Origin of the sequence: Neobacillus sp. WH10 (assembly GCF_030123405.1) — a bacterium.
GTDB lineage: Bacteria > Bacillota > Bacilli > Bacillales > Cytobacillaceae > Neobacillus.
The window spans coordinates 4,027,159-4,052,459 of the sequence record NZ_CP126110.1 but is presented as its reverse complement, the minus strand read 5'-3'; the positions used below and the strand labels follow the sequence as shown (position 1 = coordinate 4,052,459).

Genomic DNA, 25,301 nt, shown 5'->3' with positions numbered 1-25,301 from the left:
TTAATTATATTCAACATCATTTATGACTGTGTTTACATTATCTCCCCATTTAATGTTAAATTCCGGTGGTATTTGGGTTCCGCATTCTTTAATAAATGTATCGAGAGTAACTGTATAATTAAATTTCTCTTTATGGTTTTCCCATACTTGACCTAAAACATATAACTTACTATTAGAATCAACTGAAATATTTTTAGCTGATAAATTTCCTTTCACGCACATCTTTGAGGAAGAGAGAATATCTAAATTGTGATCTATTGTTGCATCAGCTCCACCAACATATACAAGGGAATTATTCGCAAGCTCTAGATTTTGATTAACATATAACGTTTTATTAACGAGTATTTTTGATGTTCCACCAATTTTTACATTTTGCATAAATGTAGCATGATCTTTTGTTTCTATAACTACATTTGCTCCACTATTCATATTTTTGTGGATGGTAATCGCACCATCCGCATGTATTTTAACATTCGTTTTATTGTTTTCATTGCCATTTCCATCTAGGTTTAATGAACCTGTAGTGAAAATTGTTTGGTTATCCTTAATATTGTTATTCCCTGAAAAATTTCCATTCCCGTCAATATAAACATTATCACAATCCAGCGTGTTACATCCTGATGTTAGTTTGATTGTATCGAATGTTGGAAGCTGGTGATTATTACCTTCATCAACTGTTGCTTGATTAATAATAGAATCAAGGTCGATACTCATCTTCGCAAAAAGTGTCGTTTCCTTTTTATTATCGGTACCAACGACTTTAAAGCTTAAATTTACTTTATATGATTTCGGATCAGCAGTAGCAGCAAATTCCTTCATATAAAATGGAGCATTACTAGGAGTTACGATTGGTGTATTATGAAGAATATATGCCATTTTTTTGGCAGCTTCTTTTTTAAAGTTTGGTATTAGAGAACTATTATTTTTAATATAATCATTTACATCTTGCTGTTTTGATTCAAATGTTTTTTGAATTTCAACCTGGTAATAAGAAATCCCCATTTCAGCTGCAGCAACAGAGCGAGATTTCTTCTCCACCACTTGATTTTGTTTCACACTGCTAAATGCTTGACCCATGAAGGCGAGGGAAATAATCATAAAAACTACTACAACTAGTAATACAGTTACTAATGAATATCCTTGTTCATTCTTTAAATGATTCATTGGTAATCAACACCTTTCACTCGATAGAGAAATGTATCAATAATTATGCTGTTTTTTGAATTATTCATATCACTTACACTAATTTTTAAAGAAACGTCATTTGCGATTTTATTTGGTTCTATTGTACTGGGCCCTGAACCTTTTACATTATTAATCTCAAGTATTTTAAAGCAAATATTAGGGTGATTAAAAACTTGTTCTTGTGGAGGAGTTTTAGTAAGATTTGTGACTTTTATTGCACAATTTTCACTTTTAATCTCATACTTAATAAGTGTTTGATGAGTCTTTTTCAAATTGGTAAATAAAATATTTGATTCTTGCAGCATAAAATTCTTCGAGATCGCTTTTTGCGAATAATTATAGCCTTGAAAAAAAACACTCCAAATAGTAACACTTATTAAGGAGAGAATTGTTAGTGTGGCTAACACCTCGATTAGTGTTAACCCACTTTCATCCCGCTTCAATAATATCATCCCCTATCTTTTTACATATCCGAATGTTTCACTAATGACACTGCCATTTTTTTTATTTAATAGCTGTACAACAATAGAATTTACGCTAGATAATCTAGAACTCGTTTCAGGAGATTTTTTAATTTTTATATGTACGTTATAAATATCTTTAGATGTTTCAAAATAATAATAAGTATCATCAAAGTTGAATTTATTATAAACAACTTTCGGATCTGTTGAAGTAAAGCCAGTACCGTGGTCCGTTTTAACAAGAAACCATTTCACATCACTTGATTCCTGCCAATTAATGAGTATTTCTTTCGCAATATTAATAGCTTCCGTTTTATTTTCATTTTGATTGTTTATAAGTCCCATTTGTGGAAAAAACCTTATTACAGACAAAAAGATAATTGAAAGTAGAACAATTGATGCAAGAACCTCTATAAGAGTAACACCTTTTTCATTCCGAATAATTTCCATTTAGATCCTTCCTTAATGATAGAAATAGTAGGTTAATATTTTAGTTATTTTTACCTATGAATATTATCCTACTTCTTTTAAAATAGTTAATAGTATTATACAATATTTAGTAGGGGAATTTCGTCTAATTTTTGGATAAACCAACAAAATATTTAAAATTTTGAAAGAAAATGTAATTTAATAGGATAAAAAGACTAAAAAGGGGAGTGGATGAATGGAAACGATGATATGGGCCATTGGTTCTATGGTTGCCCTTATGTTAATCATATCTTTTTTACCTTTAGGATACACGCTAAAGGGGAAGTTTTTTGTCGTAATAGCTAGTTTTATGTTATCTCTCGGAGGTCTTGCCGCAGCCTCAACCTTTCCATTATGGCAAACTGCATTAATGCTTTTTGGACTCATCTTTTTTACTGCATATTTTATGAATAACCGTATGGGAACATTAATATACCAGGAAAATTCGGTAGCTGAAGAAGTATTTGACGAAGGAGTACATTATTATAATTCAGAAAATCGAGAAGATAACAATTTGGTGGAAATTGACGAAGAATTAGCATTACTTGCTTCTTCCACTATTAATTTAGAAAAAGATACAGCGAGTGAACGGAGTCTTTCTCCAATAATGTCGAATATTGAAGAAATAGTTAATGATAAGCCTGAAATAGTGGATGAGGATATTACATTTTTACTGGAAAGAAATACTGAAATAGAAGTAAACGAGGAATTGGAAGAAACAAATTTAGAAAACCGTTATTTATCTGAAATTGAAAGTTTACTAGAAATTGAAATAGAAAAAGCAGAAGCAGTTGAAGATGACATGCTAGAAGAACTTCATGACCTACCAGCTATTTCTTTTGAAGAAAAAGAACATGATCAGATTGTTGTTACGGATGAAGAGTCTTTAGATGACACAATATTCGATTTCCTCCTTACGAAAAAAGAAATAGCAGTAGATCGTGAAGATATACATAAAGAAATAGAAACGAAAAGTCAGGTAAGCATGCAAAAGTAACGAATTAACTCAATAAATCTACTCATTTTCAATTGGAGATTTATAAAGGGTTTGAAAGGAGGCAGGAAACTTGGGGAAGAATCAGCAAATGATTAAATTGTTCATTGTACTGTTCCTGTGTACATCATTTATTTTCAGCTTTTCTCATTTTGGCGCGAAAGCAGTTGAAAATATAACAAACTCTGATGAAAAATACGCTGCTGGGACCTCCATTGGTGAATTGGATGTATCAGGAAAAACAGTTGATGAAGCGATGAATCTTCTAGAGGAAAAGCATGTTGAGTGGATGAAGGATACATCCATTGAACTACAATATGGGGAAAAGACGGTTTCGATTGATCTTAACCAATTCCATTTGGATACAAAACAAACAGTCGATTCACTAAAAGATGGCAAAAGAAATCCTGCTTTCATTACCATTCAGAAATTACAGGTAGAAGAACAGATAGAAACTATTTTTCCTCAATTGAAAATCAGCGATATTGACCTTGATAAACTTGTGAATAGTCTAAATGAGATCGCATCACGTTTCGAAAAAGGTTCCAATTCTATAAACCTCTATAATGATTATTTATTAGCCGATCATATCAAAAAGGATGCAGTAATAAATACCGCAGTTGTTGAAATGAAGGATGTTCCTGTTGATTTACAAGCTGTTATTGAGAAAAATCCAACCATTGAAATTCCAGAGGAATCAACATTTTCATTATTAGATTTTGCTAAGAAAAAGAAGATTGAAAAAGTAGATTCACTTAATGTAATCGCAACAGGAATCTACCAGACTGTTTTGCCATCAAATTTTTCGATAGTAGAAAGAAATATAGGAAGTTCTCTTCCGAATTATGCAAACCTAGGATTTGAAGCGAGAGTAAATCCAAGTAATCATACGGATTTTATTATAAAAAATCTAAGTAAGACAAAGTATATTTTAGAATTAAATTTGGACGTCAACAAATTAAAGATTACCTTAAAGGGTGAGAAGCCGCTTTACAATTATAAAATCAGCTTAAAAGATGAGCAAAAGTTAAAGCCTAAGACAATTGTTCAATATAGTCCTTTTCTTCTACCTGGAAATACAAAGATCCGGACGATCGGGACTGAAGGTCTCATCGTTAAGGTATACAGAGATGTATACCAAGGTGAACAGTTCCTTAAAAGCGAATTCATTTCCGAGGATTATTACCCGCCAGTTTACCAAGTAGATTTACAGGGGTTGGAGGGAAGTAAGGAGAATACGACTAAAGCTCCTGAAGGGAATCAGGCAGGTTCCACTAATAATAACCAGACAACAGATAATTCTAATCAAACAACATTACAATCTAATACCGAAAAAGAGAATGACAGTGACTTATGGGGTAAACCAAATGAACAACCAAAATAAAAGCAGGGATAAAAAAATGAGACAATCACGAAAAAAACTTGGTGATTTGTTAATTGAAGAAGGTCTAATCACACCCGAGCAGCTTGAGTCCACCTTAGAAGAAAAGGAGCAGAACCAAAAGCTTGGTGAAGCCTTGCTGCAACGGGGGTATTTAACAGATCAGCAGTTAGTTGAAGTACTTGAATATCAGCTTGGTGTACCGAGTATTAGCCTTTTCCAATACCCATTTGATACAAGCCTTTTTTCACTTATCTCAAAAGAAACGGCTAGAAGGAATTTAATTATTCCGTTAAAAAGAGAAGGAAACAAGCTGTTTGTAGCGATGGTTGATCCAATGGATTTCATCGTGGTAGACGATTTGCGCTTATCAACCGGATTTCAAATTGAGACAGCGATTGCCACAAAAGACGACATATTACGTGCGATTAATAAATATTACAATATTGATGAAGGATTAGAAGAATTACTCGATGACTTGCCGCTAAATGAGCGGGGACGGGAAGACGATGTTACCGACCAAGATGCTCCCATTGTTCGACTGGTTAATTTACTGTTGTCGAATGCAGTGATCCAAAAGGCAAGTGATATCCATATTGACCCGCAGGAGACAAAGGTGGTTGTTCGGTACCGAGTTGATGGTGTACTACGTGTTGAACGGGTTTTACCGCGACAAATGTTAAGCGTGTTAACCGCTAGAATAAAAATAATGGCTAACCTTGATATTACCGAACATCGGATTCCTCAAGATGGGCGGATTAAGCTCACTCTTGACTATCATCCGATTGATCTTCGTGTATCAACGCTTCCAACTGTATATGGCGAGAAAATAGTTATGCGGCTCTTAGATATGGGGGCTGCTTTAAATGACTTAAATAAGATTGGATTTAACTCACTTAATTTAAAAAGGTTTAGTGAATTAATTGAACAGCCGACAGGGATTGTTCTCATTACAGGCCCAACAGGTTCAGGTAAATCCTCAACCCTTTACGCAGCACTAAACAAACTAAACAGTGAAAAAGTAAATATTATCACAATCGAAGATCCTGTCGAATATCAATTAGAAGGCATCAATCAAATTCAGGTTAACCCAAATGTTGGAATGACCTTTGCGGCTGGACTTCGCTCCATTCTCAGGCAGGATCCGAACATAATTATGGTTGGGGAAATTCGTGATAAAGAGACGGCAGAAATTGCAGTGCGTGCCTCCTTGACAGGACATTTAGTGTTAAGCACCTTGCACACGAATGATTCATTAAGTACCGTTACAAGGCTAATTGATATGGGGGTTGAGCCGTTTTTGCTTGCTTCCTCGCTAAGTGGCATTGTGGCACAACGGCTTGTCCGCAAGGTATGCCGTGATTGTGCAGAGGTTCAAGAACCATCAAAGCGGGAAATGGAGATTTTTGCAAGGCGCGGCATGAAAGTTGATAAAATAACTCGAGGCAAAGGCTGCTCCTCATGTAATATGACTGGTTATAAAGGAAGGATTGCTCTTCACGAAGTACTGGTAATTAATGATGACATGCGAAGGGTGATTATGAATGATGATTCTTTTCAGAAGCTTAAAGAGCATGCGGTTAAAAATAAAACCATCTTTTTGATTGATGATGGGTTATTGAAAGTAAAACAAGGCTTAACCACAACTGAGGAAGTTTTACGTGTAGCCATTCTGGAGTAGGAGTATGTATACATGAAGGAAAAAATCGAAAATATACTGAGAGCAGCGCTTGAATTTAAAGCTTCTGATATTCATATAACAGTAGGAGCACCGCCTGTATTTCGGATACATGGTGAAATAAAACGATATGGTAAAGATGTATTGCAGCCTGTAGACACAGAGGAAATTGCTAAACTAATCGTACCTGAAAACATGTGGGACTTATTTAAAGAGAAAGGTGAGCTCGATTTCTCTTATGCCCTTCAAGGTGTAGCGCGCTTCCGTGTCAATGCATTCCATCAACGGAAAAGTATCTCCCTGGCCTTAAGGGTAGTTCCGTCTAAAACTCCGACTTTGGAAGAGTTAGATTTACCAGAAATCATCTCCAAACTAGTGGAGAAACCACAGGGACTGATCCTTGTTACAGGACCAACGGGAAGCGGTAAGTCAACAACTCTTGCATCAATGATTGATTATATGAACAAAACGATGCGCAAGCATATCATTACACTTGAAGATCCAATTGAATATCTACATAAACATGGAAATTCAATAATCGACCAACGCGAAGTCGGTTTTGACACAAAATCGTATGCTAATGGATTAAAGGGGGCACTTCGCCAAGACCCAGATGTCATTCTTGTCGGTGAGATGCGTGATTTAGAAACGATGTCAATCGCAATCACAGCAGCAGAAACAGGACATCTTGTGTTAGGAACACTCCATACTTCAAGTGCGCCAACAACCATCAACCGTATCATTGATGTCTTTCCATCAGGACAGCAGCCGCAAATACGGACCCAGCTTGCTTCGGTATTGGTTGGCGTCATTTCGCAGCGCTTATTTCAGACAGCAGATAGAAAAGGCAGAAAAGCAGCAACAGAAATACTAGTCAACAATCCTGCGATTGCCAATTTAATTCGAAATGAAAAAATACACCAAATCCAAAGTACGATGCAAACGTCCCGTGCTCAGGGAATGCATACGTTAGAAATGAGCATTAAAGATTTACTGGATCGCGGTCTTATTCACAATGAAGCGGCAGCACAATATTTGCATGAAAAGATGATGTTAAATGGCTAGATTTAAATATGAAGGGCGTGACCGTAGCGGAAAACGGCAGGGCGCCGTTACCGCAGCTTCTAGACGTGAAGCAATGGTCAAGCTGAAAGAAGATGGGATCAGGGTCATTGAAATAAGTGAAGTCCCTGAAACCCTTATGACAATGGAGATTACACTTGGGAATCCAGTGAAACTACAGCATTTTGTTATTTACTTAAGACAATTTGCCACACTTTTAAAAGCAGGTGTGACGGTTGTTGAGGCGACAGGCATTCTTGCTTTTCAAACAGAAAGTAAAGGATTAAAGAAGGCTTTACTTAACGTTGAACAAGAGTTACGTGAAGGGAACCCATTCTCAGAGGCAATCTCTAAGCACAAAAAAATATTTTCCCCCATGTTTATCAACATGGTTAAAGCAGGAGAAGTCAGTGGAAACATGGATGAGACGCTCGAAAGCCTGGCAGAGGATTTTGAAAAACAGCACTACACCAAACAAAAGATTGTTTCAGCTCTTACATATCCACTTGTCATTGGAATACTTGCAATTTGTGCGGTTATTTTTTTACTAGTATCTGTTGTACCGACGTTTGTTAATATGTTTGCGGATATTGGGGCAGAGCTGCCGGCAATAACCAAATTTGTTTTAGCTTCAAGTGAATTTATGCAATCATTCTGGTGGTTAATTGCACTTATTATCATCTTTTTTATCCTATTGTTTATGTCTATTAAAAAAAATAAGCAAACAAAATACTATTTAGATTACGCACTTCTAAAAATGCCGATATTTGGTAAAGTGATACAGAAAGCAGCATTAGCACGAATGATGAGAACGCTCAGCACATTATTTTCAAGTTCTGTTCCGATTCTTCAAGCCATGTCGATAGTTGAAAAAGTCGTCGGAAATGAAGTGATTTCGAAAGTAATTCGTGAATCACGTGATTCTCTCGAAAAAGGTCGTTCCATGACGGAGCCAATGACAAGTCACTGGGCCTTCCCGCCGCTAGTTACTCAGATGATCTCAATTGGTGAGGGAACAGGGGCGTTAGATGCGATGCTGTCGAAGATTGCTGAATTCTACGAGAAAGAAGTAGAACAAGTAACAGACAGACTTAAATCCTTAATTGAACCGATTATGATAGTTCTTTTGGCAGGGTTAGTGGGTGTCATTGTTCTGTCAATTATGATGCCAATGTTCTCAATGTTCGACCAAATGAGCTAAAAATTGCATAAAAATAAAAATTGAGACAAAATTTGCTAAAATTCTCTTTTCATTAGATGACAATTATTGTATACTCATAGAGAAATAGTACTAGGTTAAAAGAACTAGAAGGAGATGTTGAAATGGTAGAAAGTTTACGTTTAAAGGTTAAGGAACAAAAAGGTTTTACTTTGATTGAATTGCTTGCAGTTATCGTTATCTTGGGGATTATTGCGGCGATTGCGATTCCGGCTATTTCTAATGTTATAACCAAATCAGACAATAAAGCTAAAGTCCAAGATGCTTTACTAATTATTGATGCTGCTAAGCTATATGTTGCTGATAACCGCCCAACTGCTGCTACAACTAGTTTAACTAAAGATGGTGCGAATAGTACTACTAGTTTAGCGAATTACCTTGATCGTGTTAAAGATGATGGTTTTACGGTAACAGTGGATTATACTGCATCTACAGGTGTATACACATATAAGATTAAGGACCATGAAGGATGTAAAGTGGTAAGTAAAGCAACATCTCCAGCGAAATCGGATGAAGTTTCTGAGAAAGCTTTAATAGACTTTGTAAATCCATGATAACTAGTTTAATGTTTATTTACGGTCTTCTCCTTGGCTCCTTCTTTAACGTAGTCGGCCTTCGAGTCCCATTAAAACAATCAATTGTTACACCAAGATCAGCATGTCCGACTTGCGGGCATCAGTTGACACCATTTGAACTCATCCCAGTGTTTTCATACATAATTCAAGGGGGGAAATGCCGCGGCTGTCAGTCGCGGATTTCTCCTGTTTATCCAATAATGGAATTACTTACGGGAATTCTTTTTGCAACAGCACCTATAGTTGTTGGATGGTCTGTAGAGTTATTAGTTGCCTTATCACTAGTATCGATGCTAATGATTATCGTTGTTTCAGATATAAACTATATGATCATCCCTGATAAAATTCTAATCTGGTTTGCAGGGCTTTTTTTATTGGAACGGATTTTTTTGCCGTTATCTCCATGGTGGGATAGCCTCATTGGAGCTGTTACAGGTTTCCTTGTTCTTTTTGTGATCATGTTTGTCAGCAAGGGCGGGATGGGCTTTGGTGATGTGAAGCTCTACGCCGTTCTTGGTTTTGTATTAGGCTTTAAACTTGTACTTTTATCATTTTTTCTCTCAACCTTATACGGTGCAGTAATAGGCGGCTTGGCCATGCTTTTTAAAATAGTTAAGAAGCGTCAGCCGATTCCATTTGGACCATTTATTGCAGCAGGAACATTGACAGCCTATTATTGGGGACCGGATTTAATTGATTTATACCTGCGGTTTCTTACTCAAGGATTTTAACTAAGGGGTTTTTGTATGACTTTTTCTCTATTTACACCCAAAAACCGAATTATCAACTTGGTATTAAATGACCATTCCATTCGTTTTCTTGAATTGAAGCAAACGGACCCTCCCTCTGCACAAAGATGGAGTGAAAGGTTTCTCCCACCGGGCATTATTAGTGATGGAAAGATAGCTGATATTGATTCCTTAACGACCATTTTGGAGGAGTGTATCGATGAATGGAAGATGCGGAGACGCTCAATCCGTTTCTTAGTACCAGATCCACTTGTTATTATTAGAAAAGTCTCTATCCCTGTTGAAATTCAGGACGATGAAATAAAAGGGTATTTGTACTTGGAGCTTGGGTCAAGTATCCATTTACCATTTGAAGAACCAGTGTTTGATTATTATCGACTATCGGAAAATGAAAAAACAAAGAATCTACTTCTTTTTGCTGCACCGGAACATCATGTAATGGAATATGCGAACTTATTTTCAAGCTTAAAGCTAAATCCGATCGCCGCTGATATTTCACCGCTTGCACTTTATCGTCTATACCATCAACTAAGTCAAGTTGACCAAAATGAAATTCTTTTTACTGTTCACTTTGACTTGACTAGTGTAAATTTATGTATTTTCGAAGGTAGTGCACCTGTTGTTATGCGACCGTTTGCATTGTCTTTTGAACATGATAAATGGGACATTAAAAGGGATAGCAGGGGATTAATGGAATGTAAATATACTAGTGATGCAGAAGAATTAGTAGTCCAATTTGAAGATATTTTTAATGAAATAAATAAGCTAATAGATTTTTATCGTTATACGTTAAATAAAGAAAAACAGGATATTACAAAGTTTCTCTTAAATGGCGATCATCCGATGCTTGAAGCAATAGTTGAGGAAATGAGAGAGAGATTTGAAGTGCCTGTAGAACTAATTTCGTTTGAAACAAAAGGTAAAGCAGGAAGCGTACCGTCTAATCTGTTACTTTCTTTAGGTCTCGCCTTAAAAGAGGTGCAGTGATGCTAGTAGAAATTAACCTGCTTCCTCAAAAAGAACCAAAAAAATATAATTTTATTATCACACTATCTTGTTTACTTGTAGTCTTTGTTTTAATTGCTGGGTTTTATTTTTGGCAAACCCAATCGATAAAAGATGAGTTGGCCTCAATAGACAGTCAAATTTCAATGACAAAAAAAATTACTGAAAAAGAAGAGCAAAAAAGTAAAAGGATAGAATCTTCAAGCTCTGTAGGTCAATTAAAAAGTGCAATCGAATGGGCAGAAAATTATCCCATCCAGACGATTCCTGTCATGCGTCACCTAACTTCTTTGCTTCCGGAGCGTGGTTTTATTCAAAGCTTTGGATATACCGAGGAAGGTACGATCACGCTAACAGTCCAGTTTGATAGTGCACGTGAAGCTGCATACTTTTTAGAACATCTCAATCAATCAAAATGGATTGAAGATGCAAGTTTGAGTTCATTATCTGCAGCGGCCGATACAAATAAAACAACTTCTGACGGCTCAACTACAGGTTCTACAACTAACACAACAAACCAGCCGAATACAACTGATCAAAATCAAAGCACAACCGGTCAGGATCCTAATGGAGCAACTGCTGATGCTGGAAATCAGACGAATACAGCCGCAGGAACTGCAGCTAACCAAAATAATAATACAACGGCAGATCCTAATACAGGAAATAACCCGAGTAATGCCGCAACAACATCGGGAACGACAGTAAGTGAGAATACAAATATTCTTCCTCGCTATTCAGGCCAATTTGAAATAAAGCTGAATAAAGCGTTTGTGAAGGAAAATATCAAAAAGAGCAAGAAGGATGAGAAAGGGGTGGCTGGTTCATGAAGCTTCGTTTCTCAAAAAGAGACAAACTAATTCTTGGAGCCGGCGCTCTTTTGTTAGTTTTACTCATCGTTTATGCTCAGTTCTTTTCCCTCTCACCATTGAAATCAGATTTAGGAATGAAGAAGCAGACCTTAACAACTTTACAAAAGCTATTGGATGTAGTTAGTCAAAACAAGGCTGAAGATACCCAAAAAACGGCTGAAGATACTCGGGAATTGCAAAAGGTCTTGCCTGTAAAGCCTTTACAGGAACAGCTTCTTTTAGATTTAGAAAAGGCGGAAACACTTTCAAATAGTAAGATTAGTTCGATAGGCTTTTCAAAAGAGGATGCGAATACAGCTGCTGAACAAACAAATGCTGAAAATACAAATGGTCAACAAACTGCCGGAAGTCAAGATGCGGCTAATAAAACTGCTGCTAATCAAGGGACGACAAATCAGGATGCATCTGCTGACAAGAAACCGGACCCGTCTCAACCTGCTGCCCTTAAGAAGCTGACCGTTTCGTTGAGTGTTGAATCACCAACCTATAAGGATTTTGAAAAGTTTATTGAAACCTTAGAATCTTTAAAGCGGATTGTCGTGGTAGAATCGATTAGCTATACAGGCGGTCAAGAGATAACTAGTTTGGAGCAAGAAGTTAAACCAATAAGCTACAGTCTGACGATTTCTGCTTTTTATATGCCTAATTTAGCTGACTTGGCGGCAGATCTTCCAAAAATCGACGCACCTGCACCGGCTGGAAAAGATAATCCATTAAGCGAGTTTCCTGCTACGACACAAACACAACCTTAATTAACAACATGGCGAACTAACAAGTAATTTGGCGAAAGTCTACGATAACAAGACGACAAAAGTCTTGTTATTTTTTTTTGCCTTTATGATAGGATGAAACAAATTACCCGTCGGAAGAGAGAGGAGTACAATTAGTGGACAAGCCTAAAAAAGGCAATACAATTAAGATCAAATTAAATGCTGAAACCCAGTCTATTCAGGATGAACCGAAAAAAAGTGAGCCGGAAGCGAGCATCGAGCCTGTTACAAGAGTGATAAAAATAGATTCGACTAAGTTAGATTCAGATGTTTTTGGGGAGACGGCAGCAGCCCAGGAATCTGTCGATAAAAGCTTTGACTGGATTATTCCTGAATCCTCAGAAAATGATATAGAAGAATTTACTATAGTCAGCAGCAACACGCCAAAGAAAGGTAGCGTACCTAAAATAATATCCTTTTCATCCAATTCTAAGAAGAAGAATGGCCGGCCGCTAGGATCCATCGTCATTTCAGGTATTTTTGCGATCCTGATTGGTACAACGATAGGTATTGTTATGCTAAAGCTGTTGACAACAGGACCTTCTGAAAAGACAGTAACTGAACCACCTGTTGTGGAAGAAAAAGGTGGGACTGAAGAGAAACCTGCTGCTGGTAAGACGACATCTGCAGACCTAAAGCAACTAACTGCCTATGTCATTCAAGGTGGTGTATTTTCTTCGAAGGGTGGTGCCAAGGAAACTTCTTCACAGTTATCTTCAAAGGGTGTTCCATCCCAATTGGTAGAAATGGATGGGAAACAATATTTATTCCTCGGTGTAGCGGATTCAATCGATACAGCGAAATCACTTGGCACCAAATTTAAAGAAAATGGAGTAGAGGATGTATTTGCCAAGCCGCTTTTACTTGATGAAAAGAAAGTTTCCGATATTTCAACAAAAGAAAAGGACTTTTTAGAAACTGTCCCTAAGATTTACGAGACCCTTTCTTTAGTTACTTCAAGTGCTCTATTAACGAAATCCATTTCAGAAGAGTCCACTAAAGCATTAGCTGGCATTGAAGAACAATTAAAAGTAAACGACCTTAAAAACGAAAAGGTAAAAAATCTAAAAGCAGAATTATCCAGCGCTGAAGAACAGGTTAAAGCCTACCAAAAATCAAAAGATGCAAAGAGCATTCGCGAAGCACAGCAGCATTTATTAAATTTCCTATCAACCTATTATTCCATGTAATCGACATATCTCGATTATTATCCGGGAAATAGTAAGCAAGATAAGCCTGTCCAATGGAGGCAGGTTTTTTTGTGGCAAAAAAATCACTTTGCATAATTTGACATATTTCTTCAAATTTTAATCATATAAAAATTGTTTGCACTGGCAATTTCTGATACGATTAACATGTATCTTCCTATACAAATGCAAAAAGGTAAGGTGATTAAATGCAGAACCTCATTTTAGCCTCTTCTTCTCCACGGCGAAAAGAACTTCTAGAAAATCTCCATTTAACATTCGCGATTTCAAGCAGTGAAGTTGATGAAAGCTTTGATCCTTCACTTTCCCCGGAGGAAGTAGTGATGGAGTTAGCCGAGCGTAAGGCACAGGCAGTTTTTAATCAAAATAAAGATGCCTTTGTGATTGGTTCGGACACGATTGTCGTTGCGAATAATCGAATCTTAGGAAAGCCAGCTGATGAAGCAGAAGCAATAAGTATGTTAAAAAGTCTGTCAGGTCAGCAGCACGATGTATTTACAGGTGTTTCAATTGTGTCTCCAGAAAGTTCAACTCGTTTTTATGAAAAAACGGAAGTTTGGTTTTGGGAGTTAACGGACGACGAAATTAAAGCCTATGTACAAACTGGCGAACCGCTTGATAAAGCAGGTGCATATGGCATTCAACAGCTCGGAAGTATGCTTGTCAAAAAAATAAATGGAGACTATTTTGCGGTTGTCGGCCTGCCTGCTGCCAGAACTATTAGGGAATTGAAAAAGGCAGGCTATCAGTTGCCGTATTAACTTTTATTAGGTTCATTAACTCCCTCGATAAAAGGGAGGAAAAAAAGTGTCCACAAATACATTAATGATCCGTGATTTTCCGCAAGATGAACGGCCAAGGGAACGCTTTATCCACCATGGCCCGCAAAGCTTATCCAATCATGAACTAATTGCCATCCTGCTTCGCACCGGAACGAAGGATGAGTCGGTATTACAATTATCGAATCGCCTGCTTACCCATTTTGAAGGTTTAAGACTTTTAAAATCAGCCACCTTAGAAGAAATAACCGAAATAAAAGGGATTGGTTCGGCTAAGGCGATTCAAATTCTTGCTGCCGTTGAAATTGGCAGAAGAATGGCCAACCTAAATTATACTGACCGCTATGTGATTCACTCCCCTGAAGACGGGGCCAAGTATGTCATGAACGATATGCGCTTTTTGACACAGGAACACTTCGTTTGTTTATATTTAAACACGAAAAATCAAGTAATTCATAAACAAACTGTTTTTATCGGCAGCTTAAATGCCTCAATCGTGCATCCTCGCGAGGTTTTCCGAGAGGCATTAAAACGGTCTGCGGCATCAGTAATCGCCCTGCATAATCACCCAAGCGGCGATCCCTCACCAAGCCGCGAAGATATTGAGGTTACTAAGAGGCTGGTTGAATGTGGAAAAATAATCGGAATAGATTTGCTCGACCACCTCATTATTGGTGAAAACAAGTTTGTGAGTTTAAAGGAAAAAGGGTATTTATAACACTAGGATATTATTTGACGATGCGCTATAATAATGGGTATGATTTTTTAGGACTGATTTTAAAATAGCTATATAATAAGTACGAAAAAAGACATGATAAATAAGGTAATTACCTGCCTATAGGAATTTGTGCATTTCGTATCAGAAAGGGAGATACAAAATTATGTTTGGAATTAAACCTAGAGATCTTGGGATTGACTTGGGGACAGCAAATACCCTCGTTTATGTAAAAGGAAAAGGAATTGTCTTACGAGAGCCATCAGTAGTTGCTATGCAAACTGATACAAAAAGTATCGTGGCAGTGGGAAACGATGCGAAAAACATGATTGGACGGACGCCTGGGAATGTCGTTGCGATGAGACCGATGAAGGATGGTGTCATTGCTGACTTTGAAACAACTGCAGCGATGATGAAGCACCACATTCGTCAAGCACAGAAAGGTACTAATCTTTTCTCTGGAAAGCCATATGTTATGGTTTGTGTACCGTCAGGTATTACAGCAGTTGAGGAAAGAGCTGTCATCGACGCGACTAGACAAGCAGGGGCAAAGGATGCATATACGATAGAAGAGCCATTTGCGGCAGCGATTGGTGCTAACCTTCCTGTTTGGGAACCAACCGGCAGTATGGTTGTTGATATTGGCGGAGGTACAACAGAAGTCGCAATTATTTCATTAGGGGGCATCGTGACAAGTCAGTCAATTCGTGTGGCTGGTGATGAAATGGATGATTCGATTATTTCATATATCCGCAAAAATTATAATTTAATGATTGGGGAGCGTACGTCGGAAACGATTAAAGTAGAAATCGGATCTGCTGGTACGCCTGATGGCATCGATAATATGGAAATCCGCGGCCGTGATTTATTAACTGGTCTGCCAAAAACGATTGAAATTACGGCTAAAGAAATTGCCGCTGCCTTAAATGACACAGTCTATGCGATTGTCGAAGCCGTGAAGAATACATTAGAGAAGACTCCGCCGGAACTTGCCGCAGATATTATGGACCGGGGAATTGTATTAACAGGTGGGGGCGCGCTGCTTCGTAATTTGGACAGGGTTATTAGCGAAGAAACGAAAATGCCTGTCTTGATTGCCGAGAACCCGCTTGATTGCGTTGCAATTGGAACAGGAAAGGCGCTCGATCATATTCATTTATTTAAAAACAAATCAAAGGATTCCCGTTAAATTAGAAAAAACATAAGACCCTTGATCCAGGGGGGTGTGCCCCCTAGACGCTGAATCTGACAACACAGAAAGCGTTATGATTCGGTGTTGCTTTAATTAAGGGAGAAGAGCGAAGTTCACTAATGCTAATCAGTTTTTCAAAGTTCAAAGATTTAAAAATTCGTATTTATTAGAAAAATAGAGGTGTATAATCATGCCACAGTTCTTTTTGAATAAACGACTGATTATTTTGCTTGTCAGCATTATTGTTCTCGTGGCATTGATTGGGTTTTCTATAAGGGAGAGAAGTAAACTAACCTGGCCGGAGCAATTTGTCAAAGATACAACCGGCTGGGTTCAATCCTTGGTTTCAAAGCCTACCAACTATGTTGCTGGCTTTTTCGAAAATCTCCAGGACTTGACAAATACATATGAAGAGAATAAGGAATTAAAATCACGCATTGAAAATCTTGCCAGCCTTGAAGCACAAGTTCAAGAGCTGAAAAAAGAAAATAAAGAATTGCGTGACGTTCTCGGTGAAAAAAAGACCTTGAGAGATTATGAACCACTTCCAGCTACTGTTATTGGCAGAAACCCTGATCGTTGGCATGAAATGATTATTATTGACAAAGGTAAAATACACGGTGTCAAAAAAAATATGGCTGTTGTCACGGCAAACGGCCTGATTGGAAAAGTAAAAAGTGTGACGCAATTTAGTTCAACGGTACAGCTATTAAGCTCAATGGATCCAAAGAACCGGATTTCCGCCATCGTCCAAGGCGAAACTGATGTGCATGGTCTTGTGGAAGGCTATGATCAAGAGAAGAAATTGCTTATGGTGAAAGCCATCCCTTCAGGAGCAAAAATTGAAAAGGGCCAAACTGTCATTACCTCAGGGTTAGGCGGTATTTTTCCAGCAGGGTTACCTATTGGAAAAGTTGTCGAGGTGAAACAGGATCAGTATGGATTAAACCAGACAGCACTCGTGAAACCTGGGGCAGATTTTTACGATATTAAAAATGTGATCGTTACGAAAACTAACATGAAACCGGTGGATGCAGCCGAAACCACTGAAGGGAAGGAGGAGGAATCGTGAAAAAGTTCCTTCTTCCTCTTTTGTTTCTGTTTTTATTTATTTTAGAAAGTCTTTTTGTTCAATATGCACCGGCAGACATGTTGGGACGGAATCGCATTGTAGCTCCCCATTTTCTCTTTGCAGCCCTTTTATTTCTGACGATTTATGTTGGAAAGAAACAGGGAATAATTTATGCGGCTATTTTTGGATTATTGTTTGATATTGTTTACATCGAAATTATTGGGATCTACCTATTTCTTTATCCATTTATTTGTTATCTTGTTTCAAAAATCATGCAAATCATGCAGAATAATATTGTGATTGCCTTTCTCGTATCTCTTTTTGGCATCGCCTTATTAGAAGTGGGGGTTTACGAAATGGATCATTTAATCCATGTGACAAGCCTCGATTTTATGAGCTTTATCAATTTACGTTTTTATCCGACCCTTATTTTGAATGCCGTCTTTATCATTATTGCAGGATATCCTTTTAAGCGGATTTTTGAAAAGCATGCCGAAACATTAAGAGCTGAATAATTATTTTATCTTGGTTTACGGAGTATGAGTTTTCTCTTTAAAAAAGAGGAGAATGGACGGATCATGTCGAAATTTAATTAAGATGTTAGTACTTTTGATTCGGAATGTGCATGACGACATGCAAATTTCATTTTTGGCAGGAAAAAATTTGCTTGTTCTGAAATTGCTTTTTTAATTATGAGGTGAAATTTCTCCATGAAAAAACGGCAAAATGTTACAATAAAAGGAACGAAGGAAGGTCTTGTCCTTCATCTTGATGATACATGTTCCTACGAGGAACTAAAAAAAGAACTAGATCAAAAGCTTTCGGCCAACTCGAGGACACAGGAGGAACGTAACTTATTCTCTGTGAAAGTACATGTTGGCAATCGATATTTAACCGAGGAGCAGCGGGAAGAGCTAAAGAGTTTGATTCGCCAAAAGAAGAATTTAGTTGTGGATGATATTGAATCGGATGTTATGACAAAGGAAGAAGTGAAACGGCAAAAGGCCGAAAATGAGGTCATGACCGTTTCTAGCATTGTTCGCTCAGGCCAAGTGCTCAGAGCCCCTGGTGATTTACTATTAATCGGTGATGTCAATCCAGGTGGAACGGTCGTTGCCGGTGGAAATATTTTTATCATGGGGTCATTAAAAGGATTGGCACATGCCGGCTGCTATGGCAACGAGGAGGCTGTTATTGCGGCATCCAATATGAAACCAACGCAGCTTAAGATAAGTGATTCTATTAATCGCGCGCCAGATTCCATACAAAAAAATGAGAAAAGGGAAATGGAATGTGCTTACATAGATGAGGACCGTCAAATTATTGTTGATAGATTACAAGTTTTAATTCATTTAAGGCCTAATTTAAACAGATTCGAAGGGGGACATTAAAGTGGGTGAAGCAATAGTAATTACATCCGGTAAGGGCGGAGTAGGGAAAACGACAACTTCTGCTAATATTGGCACAGCATTGGCCCTTCAAGGAAAAAAAGTATGCTTAGTGGATACAGACATCGGTCTTCGAAACTTGGATGTCGTCATGGGGCTTGAAAATAGAATCATTTATGATCTTGTCGATGTGGTGGAAAAAAGGTGCAAAATCCATCAGGCATTGGTCAAGGACAAGCGCTTTGACGGGTTATTATATTTACTGCCAGCAGCACAAACCGTTGATAAGTCAGCTGTTAGACCCGAGCAGATGAAAGAACTGATTAGTGAATTAAAGCAAGACTATGATTATATCTTAATTGATTGTCCCGCTGGTATTGAACAGGGATTCCAGAATGCCTTGGCCGGAGCTGATAAAGCAATTATCGTCACAACACCAGAGGTTTCCGCCGTTCGTGACGCAGACCGTATCATTGGCTTGATTGAAAAAAAACAGAACATGGAAGCTCCTAAATTAGTAGTCAACCGTATCCGTAATCATATGATGAAGAGCGGCGATATGCTCGATATTGATGAAATCACCCAGCATTTATCCATTGAACTTATTGGTATCGTTGCCGACGATGAAGAGGTCATTAAAGCCTCCAACCATGGTGAACCGATTGCCCTTAATCCAAATAGCAGGGCGTCTATTGCCTACCGCAATATTGCCAGAAGGATTCTTGGAGAATCCATCCCGCTTCAGCCACTAGAAGAAGCGAATAAAGGTGTTTTTACAAAAATTAAGCAGTTTTTTGGTGTTCGATAATTAATGTGCCTGTCCTTATTGATGTGGACAGGCTATTTTTATTTTTGGCCTTTCCTTTGAAACAATAAAATTTAGGATAACCTTTATGTGAAGTCATACTATGCCATTGCTCTTCATAAACTTGTACAAAAAAGTGGGAAAAGGGTTGATGGGTATGGCGCGGACTACACCGGATGAAATACGGCGACGAATCGCTAAAAGGAAAAAAGAACAGGGCTCAACGACTAAAACACCAGAACGCCAAATGATTTGGCCTGGCGAGGATGAAAACTACACGTTTAATCATATTACCTCTACTGAAAAAGGAGACGGGGATTCCGGACATCCATTATTTAAGAAGGAAGTATTCTTTTTCAAAATATTGGCGTCTGTACTCCTGTTTTTAATGGTTGCCATTATGTTTCGCAATCATAATGCAACCTTCGAGCCAGTAAGGGACTTTGTTACAAAGCAAATGGACAAGGATTTTAAGTTTGCCACAGTTTCCAACTGGTATGAAGACAAGTTCGGCAAACCATTGGCCTTGCTTCCATTTTCAGAGGACGATCGAGCTGGAAAAAAGACTGTTGTCAAAGAGTCGGATTTTTCCGTTCCGGCAATGGGAAAAATCCTTGAAAACTTTGAAAAAAATGGCCAAGGCATCATGATTGAAACGGAAAAAGGCGCCGTAGTACAGTCGATAAACGACGGGTATGTTACTTTCGCTGGAGTTAAAGAAGGTTTGGGGAAAACAGTCATCATCCAACACCCCGATGATTCAACAACATGGTACGGAAATTTAGATGAAATAAAAGTCAACCTTTATGAATATATCGAAAAGCGAACAGTGGTGGGGACGGTTTCCGCGTCAACCGGTGAGGATAAAACAAAAGGCAAGTATTATTTTGCCATTAAAAAAGACGATGATTTCATCGACCCGATCCAGGTGATTCGCTTTGAATAGAGCTATTACGTTACTACGACAAGTACAGATTCATCCGTTGCTGTGGATTGTGATTGCCCTATCGATTGCAACCGGTCATTTCCTAGAAGTCTGCCTGCTGCTCGGGATTATATTTATACATGAAATGGGGCATGCTGCTGCGGCTTCTTTTTTTTCATGGAGAATTAAGAAAATCACCCTTCTGCCGTTTGGCGGGGTTGCTGAAATGGATGAGCACGGCAATCGTCCCCTTAAGGAGGAATCGATTGTTGTCCTTGCCGGACCGCTACAGCATGTGTGGATGGTGGCGGCAGCATACGGCTTAGTTTCGCTGCACGTGATTCCTGAAGATTTATTTAAACTATTTATAAGTTACAACGTTATGATTTTCGTGTTCAATCTTTTTCCCGTTTGGCCGCTTGATGGCGGAAAACTGGTATTCTTACTCCTTTCATTAAAAAGTTCTTTTCCGCATGCACATCGTCTGACACTGTTAATTTCATTTTTCAGCCTATCCCTGTTTTCGATAATCATTTTACTTACTGCACCTGCTAATATAAATGTTTGGGTCGTAATTGCCTTTTTATTTTTCTCACTTTACCATGAGTGGAAACAAAGGCGCTTTATTTTCATGAGATTTTTATTAGAGCGCTATTATGGAAAAAAGTCGAGCCTGCAGGCATTGAGGCCTATCCAGGCCAATGAACAGGACTTACTCATCCATGTGTTAGAAAAATTTCAACGCGGCTGTAAACATCCGATCATCGTCGAAGCGGGCGGAAAGGAAGCGGGCACATTGGATGAAAACGAGCTCCTGCATGCCTATTTTACAGAAAAGCGCCTAACCGATAAAATCAGCGACCTTCTCTTTTCATATTAAAAAAGGGTATAATAGAAAAAAAAACGGAAGCGCCCGGTTAACGAGCGCTTTTGCTGTGACTGAGTATCTCTGGCGGTAGATTAAGGCTATCTATAAATTTTTTAATTTGATTCTTCATAATAGCGATGAAGGCCAAAACGGGAGAAAAGATTAATCCTTTATAGGGGCGATGAAGTCCAAAACAGGAGCAAATATATCGAGATTAGTCCTTCATAAAGGCGATGAAGGCCAAATCAGGAGAAAAGAAAGCAGGATTAGTCCTTCATAAGTGTGATGAAGGACTAATCAGGAGAAAAGAAAGCAGGATTAGTCCTTCATAAGTGTGATGAAGGCCAAATCAGGAGAAAAGAAAGCGAGATTAGTCCTTCATAAAGGCGATGAAGGCCAAATCAGGAGATAAGAAAGCAAGATTAGTCCTTCATAAAGGCGATGAAGGCCAAATCAGGAGAAAAGAAAGCAAAATTAGTCCTTCATAAGGACGATGAAGGCCATTTCGGGTGGAAATCAATCTAGATTTGTCTTAATAAGGAAATTCTTGGATTTAAAATAACGACAATAAGTTATTATAAAAAAAGTGAGGACACGTGGTTTGGAAACATTAATTATTAATTACACCGCACGAGAGAAGCGATTTGCTTATTTAAGAGATCACCGTGTAGAACAGATCATTTTTGACCGACCAGAATATCGCTCGCTGGTCGGTAATATTTATTTTGGGACCGTTACAAAGGTGTTGCCGGGGATGAATGCTGTTTTCATCGATATTGGCGAGGAGAAAAATGCCTATTTGCACCGTGACTCTCTGCCAGCCTACGTGCTATCATCTGAAAAACAAAAAAATATCACTTCGTTCGTGCATCAAGGAGAAAAAATGCTCGTTCAGGTGGACAAGGATGCAACCGGCACAAAGGGACCAAAAGTTACGGGGATTATTGAAATACAGGGGAATCATCTTATTTACATGCCTAAAGGACGTTATGTGGCCGTATCGAAAAAAATTGCCGATGTAAATGCACAGACAATGCTCCGCAGCCTTGGCAGCCGTCACAAAACGGAAGAAGAGGGGATCATTTTTCGTACTTCTAGCATTTCAAGCACAGAAGAAGAAATTCAAGAAGAGCTGCAAACGTTAAGACAACAATTCCAAGAACTATTGCAGAAAACAACCTTCCTAAAAAAAGCGGGGTTAATTTTTCAAAAAGATACCTTCATAGAAATGATTTTGAATCAGGCTGCAAGGATGAAGACTGGAGAAGTCATTGTTGATGATCTAGCGGTAAAAAAAATGCTTGAGCAGGCCAACCCTAAAGTGAAGCACTGTTACTATAACGGAAAAGAGAATATATTTTCAGCAAACCAAGTGGAGCATGAAATTGACAAAGCGCTCAAGCGGATTGTCTGGCTTGATTTCGGCGCCTATCTTATATTTGATGAAACGGAAGCATTGACGATTATTGATGTGAACACTGGGAAATTTTCCGGAAAGACTGATTATCAGAATACTGTTCTTAAAACCAATCAGCTGGCTGCAAATGAGATTGCCAGGCAATTGCGCCTTCGCGATATCGGCGGCATTGTCCTGATAGATTTTATTGATATGAAACGCGAGCAGGATAAACAGACGATTCTTAACACGTTTGAGACAGAAATAGCAAAAGATGGAAAAAGAACAAAAATCATTGGTTTTACCCCGCTTGGGATTCTGCAACTGACTAGAAAGAAGACAAAGGTCACCCTGTCAGAGGCTCTCCAAGTGAAATGTCCAGTCTGCGACGGTACAGGACGGATCCTTAGTGCTGAAACCATCGCGTTTCGGCTTGAGCGAGAGCTTTTAGAGCACCGTCATGCTGAATTCGAGGCAATTTTAATAGAGGCAACGCGAGAGGTGAAAGATACGCTTTTGGGTGCAGATCATGCACACATTAAAGTATTAGAAGACCTGCTGCATGTAAAACTTTATTTTTCTATACAACCATCTGCTAAACCGTATTATGTCTTGAAACAATTTGGCGATGACAAGGATATCTCCGTAAAAGCTATTGACACTCTTGCTTAAATTATGTTAGTATTCTAATGTTATGTTTGTAGCACCTGTGCTACAACCGCGCAGAACAGGTAGTAAGATTTTGCGAGATTCGCAAGACGCCTGTATATGGCGAGTCTGAGTTTATAAGGAGGTGCAGTTCATGTACGCAATTATCGAAACTGGCGGTAAACAACTTAAAGTCGAAGAAGGCCAAGCAATCTACATTGAAAAATTAGATGTAGAAGCTGGTGAAACAGTTACTTTTGACAAGGTTCTTTTCGTTGGCGGTGAAACTGTAAAAGTTGGAAGCCCTGTTGTTGCAGGCGCTACTGTTACAGCTAAAGTTGAAAAACAAGGCCGTGCGAAGAAAATCATTGTTTTCAAGTACAAAGCGAAGAAAAACAACCGTAAGAAGCAAGGTCATCGTCAACCTTACACAAAAGTAATCATCGAAAAAATCAACGCGTAAGGTGTTGGATTATAGATGATTGGGATTACGATTACTCGTACTGAATCCGGCTTGATTCAGTCTTTCGAAATGAGCGGTCATGCATTATTCGCTGATCGAGGGAAGGATATTGTCTGTGCAGGTGTATCTGCTGTCTCCGTTGGGGCCATCAACGCAGTACACGAACTGACTGGTGTCACTCCCGATCTTGAACATCGAGCAGATGGGTTTCTCCGCTGTGTTGTACCGGAAGAACTTCCGAATGACATCCACGAGAAAATTCAGCTGATTCTAGAAGCTATGGTCGTTTCGTTACGGACGATTGAAGAAGAGTACGGAAAGCACATAAAGATTACCTTCAAAAAGCAGGAGGTGGAATAAATGTTATTAAAATTAGATCTTCAGTTGTTTGCATCTAAAAAGGGAGTAGGTTCTACAAAGAACGGACGTGACTCTATCGCAAAGCGCCTTGGTGCTAAGCGTGCAGACGGTCAATTTGTAACTGGTGGTTCGATCCTTTACCGTCAACGCGGTACAAAGATTTACCCAGGTGAAAACGTAGGCCGCGGCGGAGACGATACTCTTTTTGCAAAAATCGACGGCGTTGTGAAATTCGAACGTTTAGGTCGTGACCGTAAAAAAGTGAGCGTTTATCCAGTAGCTCAAGAAGCTTAAATAAGACATCAAAAGGAAACTCTAACCTGTTTGGTTAGAGTTTTCTTTATGCTAGCGATTTTACCTCCCAACTAACACGTCAGGAAACCTACTTCGTATAAGCTTCTTTTCGCCTCTACAATATAAAATTGCTTACTCATGTTTGTTTTTTTGATATACTATCAGAAACAGTGTCCAACACTTAATGTGGGAGTGTACGTATGGGGAAAGAATGGGATATCGTGGAAGTGCTGCGGCACTCACGACATGATTGGTTAAACAAACTCCAGTTAATAAAGGGAAACCTGGATTTAGACCGAATTGATCGGGTTAGAGCAGTCATTGATGAAATTGTCATTGAAGCGCAGCATGAGACAAAGCTTTCGAATTTACATATGCCTTTGTTTGCTGCCCTGCTATTAAAATCCAATTGGGAAAATCCTTCATTTAAACTAGAGTATGAAGTACTGATCGATTCAGAATTAATTAAAATTGATGACGCTAGCATGACAAATTGGACAAATTCCTTTTTTTTATGTTTAAATCGGGCAATTGAGGAATTTCAAGAGAACCATTTATCCATCACAATTGAACCACAATTAGATGGTGTTCGTTTCTTTTTTGATTTTAGCGGGATAATAATAAAAAGGGAACTGATTGAAAAATTCCTTGCTAACCCAGCAATGGATGTAGTGGTCAAGGAATTTTCTGAAAGTGAACTCGCGCTGGAAGTTTTTATGCCAGTACAATAACAAGGTGTTTTGACATCAGTTTATGTAAAATGCAAGACTGG

General features: G+C 38.4%; 28 protein-coding genes and 1 other annotated feature. Of the genes, 25 read left to right on the top strand and 3 right to left on the bottom strand.

Features of this window, described 5'->3' with window-relative positions; genetic code table 11:
- The 3 genes from QNH20_RS19860 to QNH20_RS19850 are packed head-to-tail and all read right to left on the bottom strand — an operon-like array spanning position 1 to position 2,096.
- Positions 1-1,164, bottom strand: coding sequence for a hypothetical protein (locus QNH20_RS19860; RefSeq protein WP_283919696.1), 1,164 nt, complete (start codon positions 1,162-1,164; stop codon positions 1-3).
- The gene (locus QNH20_RS19855; protein ID WP_283919695.1) at positions 1,161-1,628 is read right to left on the bottom strand and encodes a PulJ/GspJ family protein; all 468 of its coding nucleotides are present in this window, start codon (positions 1,626-1,628) and stop codon (positions 1,161-1,163) included. Before QNH20_RS19855 ends, QNH20_RS19860 begins: the two co-directional genes overlap by 4 nt.
- Positions 1,629-1,640: 12 nt before the next feature.
- On the bottom strand, positions 1,641-2,096 hold the full coding sequence (locus tag QNH20_RS19850; protein ID WP_283919694.1) for a type IV pilus modification PilV family protein: 456 nt from the start codon (positions 2,094-2,096) through the stop codon (positions 1,641-1,643).
- 214 nt (positions 2,097-2,310) lie between these two features.
- Between QNH20_RS19850 and QNH20_RS19845 the strand changes: the two genes are divergently transcribed.
- The 25 genes from QNH20_RS19845 (at position 2,311) to QNH20_RS19725 (ending at position 25,260) form a co-directional block, all read left to right on the top strand.
- The gene (locus QNH20_RS19845) at positions 2,311-3,111 is read left to right on the top strand and encodes a hypothetical protein (RefSeq protein ID WP_283919693.1); all 801 of its coding nucleotides are present in this window, start codon (positions 2,311-2,313) and stop codon (positions 3,109-3,111) included.
- 70 nt (positions 3,112-3,181) lie between these two features.
- Positions 3,182-4,492, top strand: a complete 1,311-nt coding sequence (locus QNH20_RS19840) for a G5 domain-containing protein (protein WP_283919692.1) — start codon at positions 3,182-3,184, stop codon at positions 4,490-4,492.
- 16 nt (positions 4,493-4,508) lie between these two features.
- Positions 4,509-6,170, top strand: a complete 1,662-nt coding sequence (locus tag QNH20_RS19835) for a GspE/PulE family protein (protein ID WP_283923456.1) — start codon at positions 4,509-4,511, stop codon at positions 6,168-6,170.
- Between the two features lie 12 nt (positions 6,171-6,182).
- Positions 6,183-7,232, top strand: a complete 1,050-nt coding sequence (locus tag QNH20_RS19830) for a type IV pilus twitching motility protein PilT (RefSeq protein WP_283919691.1) — start codon at positions 6,183-6,185, stop codon at positions 7,230-7,232.
- A complete protein-coding gene (locus QNH20_RS19825) occupies positions 7,225-8,430 on the top strand; it encodes a type II secretion system F family protein (RefSeq protein WP_283919690.1) in 1,206 nt (401 codons plus the stop codon). Before QNH20_RS19830 ends, QNH20_RS19825 begins: the two co-directional genes overlap by 8 nt.
- Positions 8,431-8,552: 122 nt before the next feature.
- On the top strand, positions 8,553-9,002 hold the full coding sequence (locus QNH20_RS19820; protein ID WP_283919689.1) for a prepilin-type N-terminal cleavage/methylation domain-containing protein: 450 nt from the start codon (positions 8,553-8,555) through the stop codon (positions 9,000-9,002).
- An 11-nt stretch (positions 9,003-9,013) separates the two neighbouring features.
- Entirely contained in the window at positions 9,014-9,754 is a 741-nt protein-coding gene (locus tag QNH20_RS19815; RefSeq protein ID WP_283919688.1) for a prepilin peptidase, read from the top strand.
- A 15-nt stretch (positions 9,755-9,769) separates the two neighbouring features.
- Entirely contained in the window at positions 9,770-10,759 is a 990-nt protein-coding gene (gene pilM / locus QNH20_RS19810; RefSeq protein ID WP_283919687.1) for a type IV pilus biogenesis protein PilM, read from the top strand.
- Positions 10,759-11,604, top strand: a complete 846-nt coding sequence (locus tag QNH20_RS19805) for a PilN domain-containing protein (protein WP_283919686.1) — start codon at positions 10,759-10,761, stop codon at positions 11,602-11,604. The genes pilM and QNH20_RS19805 overlap by 1 nt, the downstream gene beginning before the upstream one ends.
- Positions 11,601-12,398, top strand: a complete 798-nt coding sequence (locus QNH20_RS19800) for a pilus assembly protein PilO (protein ID WP_283919685.1) — start codon at positions 11,601-11,603, stop codon at positions 12,396-12,398. Before QNH20_RS19805 ends, QNH20_RS19800 begins: the two co-directional genes overlap by 4 nt.
- 134 nt (positions 12,399-12,532) lie before the next feature.
- Complete coding sequence (locus QNH20_RS19795) at positions 12,533-13,606, top strand: hypothetical protein (RefSeq protein WP_283919684.1); 1,074 nt, start codon at positions 12,533-12,535, stop codon at positions 13,604-13,606.
- Between the two features lie 206 nt (positions 13,607-13,812).
- Entirely contained in the window at positions 13,813-14,385 is a 573-nt protein-coding gene (locus QNH20_RS19790) for a Maf family protein (protein ID WP_283919683.1), read from the top strand.
- 46 nt (positions 14,386-14,431) lie between these two features.
- Positions 14,432-15,121: a RadC family protein gene (radC, locus tag QNH20_RS19785; RefSeq protein ID WP_283919682.1), complete on the top strand. Its 690-nt coding sequence runs from the start codon at positions 14,432-14,434 to the stop codon at positions 15,119-15,121.
- A 163-nt stretch (positions 15,122-15,284) separates the two neighbouring features.
- Positions 15,285-16,307, top strand: a complete 1,023-nt coding sequence (locus QNH20_RS19780; RefSeq protein WP_283919681.1) for a rod shape-determining protein — start codon at positions 15,285-15,287, stop codon at positions 16,305-16,307.
- A gap of 193 nt (positions 16,308-16,500) precedes the next feature.
- The gene (gene mreC, locus QNH20_RS19775) at positions 16,501-17,382 is read left to right on the top strand and encodes a rod shape-determining protein MreC (protein WP_283919680.1); all 882 of its coding nucleotides are present in this window, start codon (positions 16,501-16,503) and stop codon (positions 17,380-17,382) included.
- The gene (gene mreD / locus QNH20_RS19770) at positions 17,379-17,897 is read left to right on the top strand and encodes a rod shape-determining protein MreD (protein WP_283919679.1); all 519 of its coding nucleotides are present in this window, start codon (positions 17,379-17,381) and stop codon (positions 17,895-17,897) included. The genes mreC and mreD overlap by 4 nt, the downstream gene beginning before the upstream one ends.
- A gap of 195 nt (positions 17,898-18,092) precedes the next feature.
- Positions 18,093-18,773, top strand: coding sequence for a septum site-determining protein MinC (minC, locus tag QNH20_RS19765; protein WP_283919678.1), 681 nt, complete (start codon positions 18,093-18,095; stop codon positions 18,771-18,773).
- A gap of 1 nt (position 18,774) precedes the next feature.
- A complete protein-coding gene (gene minD, locus QNH20_RS19760; RefSeq protein WP_283919677.1) occupies positions 18,775-19,578 on the top strand; it encodes a septum site-determining protein MinD in 804 nt (267 codons plus the stop codon).
- 154 nt (positions 19,579-19,732) lie between these two features.
- Positions 19,733-20,521, top strand: coding sequence for a M23 family metallopeptidase (locus tag QNH20_RS19755; RefSeq protein ID WP_283919676.1), 789 nt, complete (start codon positions 19,733-19,735; stop codon positions 20,519-20,521).
- Positions 20,514-21,380 (top strand): M50 family metallopeptidase, encoded by an 867-nt coding sequence (locus QNH20_RS19750; RefSeq protein WP_283919675.1) that lies wholly within the window; start codon positions 20,514-20,516, stop codon positions 21,378-21,380. The genes QNH20_RS19755 and QNH20_RS19750 overlap by 8 nt, the downstream gene beginning before the upstream one ends.
- A gap of 589 nt (positions 21,381-21,969) precedes the next feature.
- A complete protein-coding gene (locus tag QNH20_RS19745) occupies positions 21,970-23,436 on the top strand; it encodes an Rne/Rng family ribonuclease (protein ID WP_283919674.1) in 1,467 nt (488 codons plus the stop codon).
- A 34-nt stretch (positions 23,437-23,470) separates the two neighbouring features.
- Positions 23,471-23,553, top strand: a sequence feature (ribosomal protein L21 leader region).
- A gap of 13 nt (positions 23,554-23,566) precedes the next feature.
- Positions 23,567-23,875, top strand: coding sequence for a 50S ribosomal protein L21 (rplU, locus tag QNH20_RS19740; RefSeq protein ID WP_283919673.1), 309 nt, complete (start codon positions 23,567-23,569; stop codon positions 23,873-23,875).
- 15 nt (positions 23,876-23,890) lie between these two features.
- The gene (locus tag QNH20_RS19735; RefSeq protein WP_283919672.1) at positions 23,891-24,235 is read left to right on the top strand and encodes a ribosomal-processing cysteine protease Prp; all 345 of its coding nucleotides are present in this window, start codon (positions 23,891-23,893) and stop codon (positions 24,233-24,235) included.
- Positions 24,236-24,529 carry a 50S ribosomal protein L27 gene (gene rpmA, locus QNH20_RS19730; RefSeq protein WP_026572313.1) on the top strand — a complete coding sequence of 98 codons (294 nt, stop codon included), beginning with the start codon at positions 24,236-24,238 and terminating at the stop codon, positions 24,527-24,529.
- 200 nt (positions 24,530-24,729) lie between these two features.
- Positions 24,730-25,260 (top strand): sporulation initiation phosphotransferase B, encoded by a 531-nt coding sequence (locus tag QNH20_RS19725; RefSeq protein WP_283919671.1) that lies wholly within the window; start codon positions 24,730-24,732, stop codon positions 25,258-25,260.
- Positions 25,261-25,301 lie beyond the last annotated feature (41 nt).

What these genes read in the sequence shown, in the direction of transcription:
- rpmA (WP_026572313.1), top strand. Translation starts at nt 24,236, where the DNA reads ATGTTATTAAAATTAGATCTTCAGTTGTTTGCATCTAAAAAGGGAGTA.
- QNH20_RS19860 (WP_283919696.1), bottom strand. Translation starts at nt 1,164, where the DNA reads ATGAATCATTTAAAGAATGAACAAGGATATTCATTAGTAACTGTATTA.
- mreC (WP_283919680.1), top strand. Translation starts at nt 16,501, where the DNA reads ATGCCACAGTTCTTTTTGAATAAACGACTGATTATTTTGCTTGTCAGC.
- QNH20_RS19800 (WP_283919685.1), top strand. Translation starts at nt 11,601, where the DNA reads ATGAAGCTTCGTTTCTCAAAAAGAGACAAACTAATTCTTGGAGCCGGC.
- QNH20_RS19780 (WP_283919681.1), top strand. Translation starts at nt 15,285, where the DNA reads ATGTTTGGAATTAAACCTAGAGATCTTGGGATTGACTTGGGGACAGCA.
- QNH20_RS19805 (WP_283919686.1), top strand. Translation starts at nt 10,759, where the DNA reads ATGCTAGTAGAAATTAACCTGCTTCCTCAAAAAGAACCAAAAAAATAT.
- QNH20_RS19835 (WP_283923456.1), top strand. Translation starts at nt 4,509, where the DNA reads ATGAGACAATCACGAAAAAAACTTGGTGATTTGTTAATTGAAGAAGGT.
- QNH20_RS19830 (WP_283919691.1), top strand. Translation starts at nt 6,183, where the DNA reads ATGAAGGAAAAAATCGAAAATATACTGAGAGCAGCGCTTGAATTTAAA.
- QNH20_RS19845 (WP_283919693.1), top strand. Translation starts at nt 2,311, where the DNA reads ATGGAAACGATGATATGGGCCATTGGTTCTATGGTTGCCCTTATGTTA.
- QNH20_RS19815 (WP_283919688.1), top strand. Translation starts at nt 9,014, where the DNA reads ATGTTTATTTACGGTCTTCTCCTTGGCTCCTTCTTTAACGTAGTCGGC.
- QNH20_RS19825 (WP_283919690.1), top strand. Translation starts at nt 7,225, where the DNA reads ATGGCTAGATTTAAATATGAAGGGCGTGACCGTAGCGGAAAACGGCAG.
- QNH20_RS19820 (WP_283919689.1), top strand. Translation starts at nt 8,553, where the DNA reads ATGGTAGAAAGTTTACGTTTAAAGGTTAAGGAACAAAAAGGTTTTACT.
- rplU (WP_283919673.1), top strand. Translation starts at nt 23,567, where the DNA reads ATGTACGCAATTATCGAAACTGGCGGTAAACAACTTAAAGTCGAAGAA.
- QNH20_RS19735 (WP_283919672.1), top strand. Translation starts at nt 23,891, where the DNA reads ATGATTGGGATTACGATTACTCGTACTGAATCCGGCTTGATTCAGTCT.
- QNH20_RS19850 (WP_283919694.1), bottom strand. Translation starts at nt 2,096, where the DNA reads ATGGAAATTATTCGGAATGAAAAAGGTGTTACTCTTATAGAGGTTCTT.
- QNH20_RS19725 (WP_283919671.1), top strand. Translation starts at nt 24,730, where the DNA reads ATGGGGAAAGAATGGGATATCGTGGAAGTGCTGCGGCACTCACGACAT.
- QNH20_RS19790 (WP_283919683.1), top strand. Translation starts at nt 13,813, where the DNA reads ATGCAGAACCTCATTTTAGCCTCTTCTTCTCCACGGCGAAAAGAACTT.
- QNH20_RS19755 (WP_283919676.1), top strand. Translation starts at nt 19,733, where the DNA reads ATGGCGCGGACTACACCGGATGAAATACGGCGACGAATCGCTAAAAGG.
- pilM (WP_283919687.1), top strand. Translation starts at nt 9,770, where the DNA reads ATGACTTTTTCTCTATTTACACCCAAAAACCGAATTATCAACTTGGTA.
- minC (WP_283919678.1), top strand. Translation starts at nt 18,093, where the DNA reads ATGAAAAAACGGCAAAATGTTACAATAAAAGGAACGAAGGAAGGTCTT.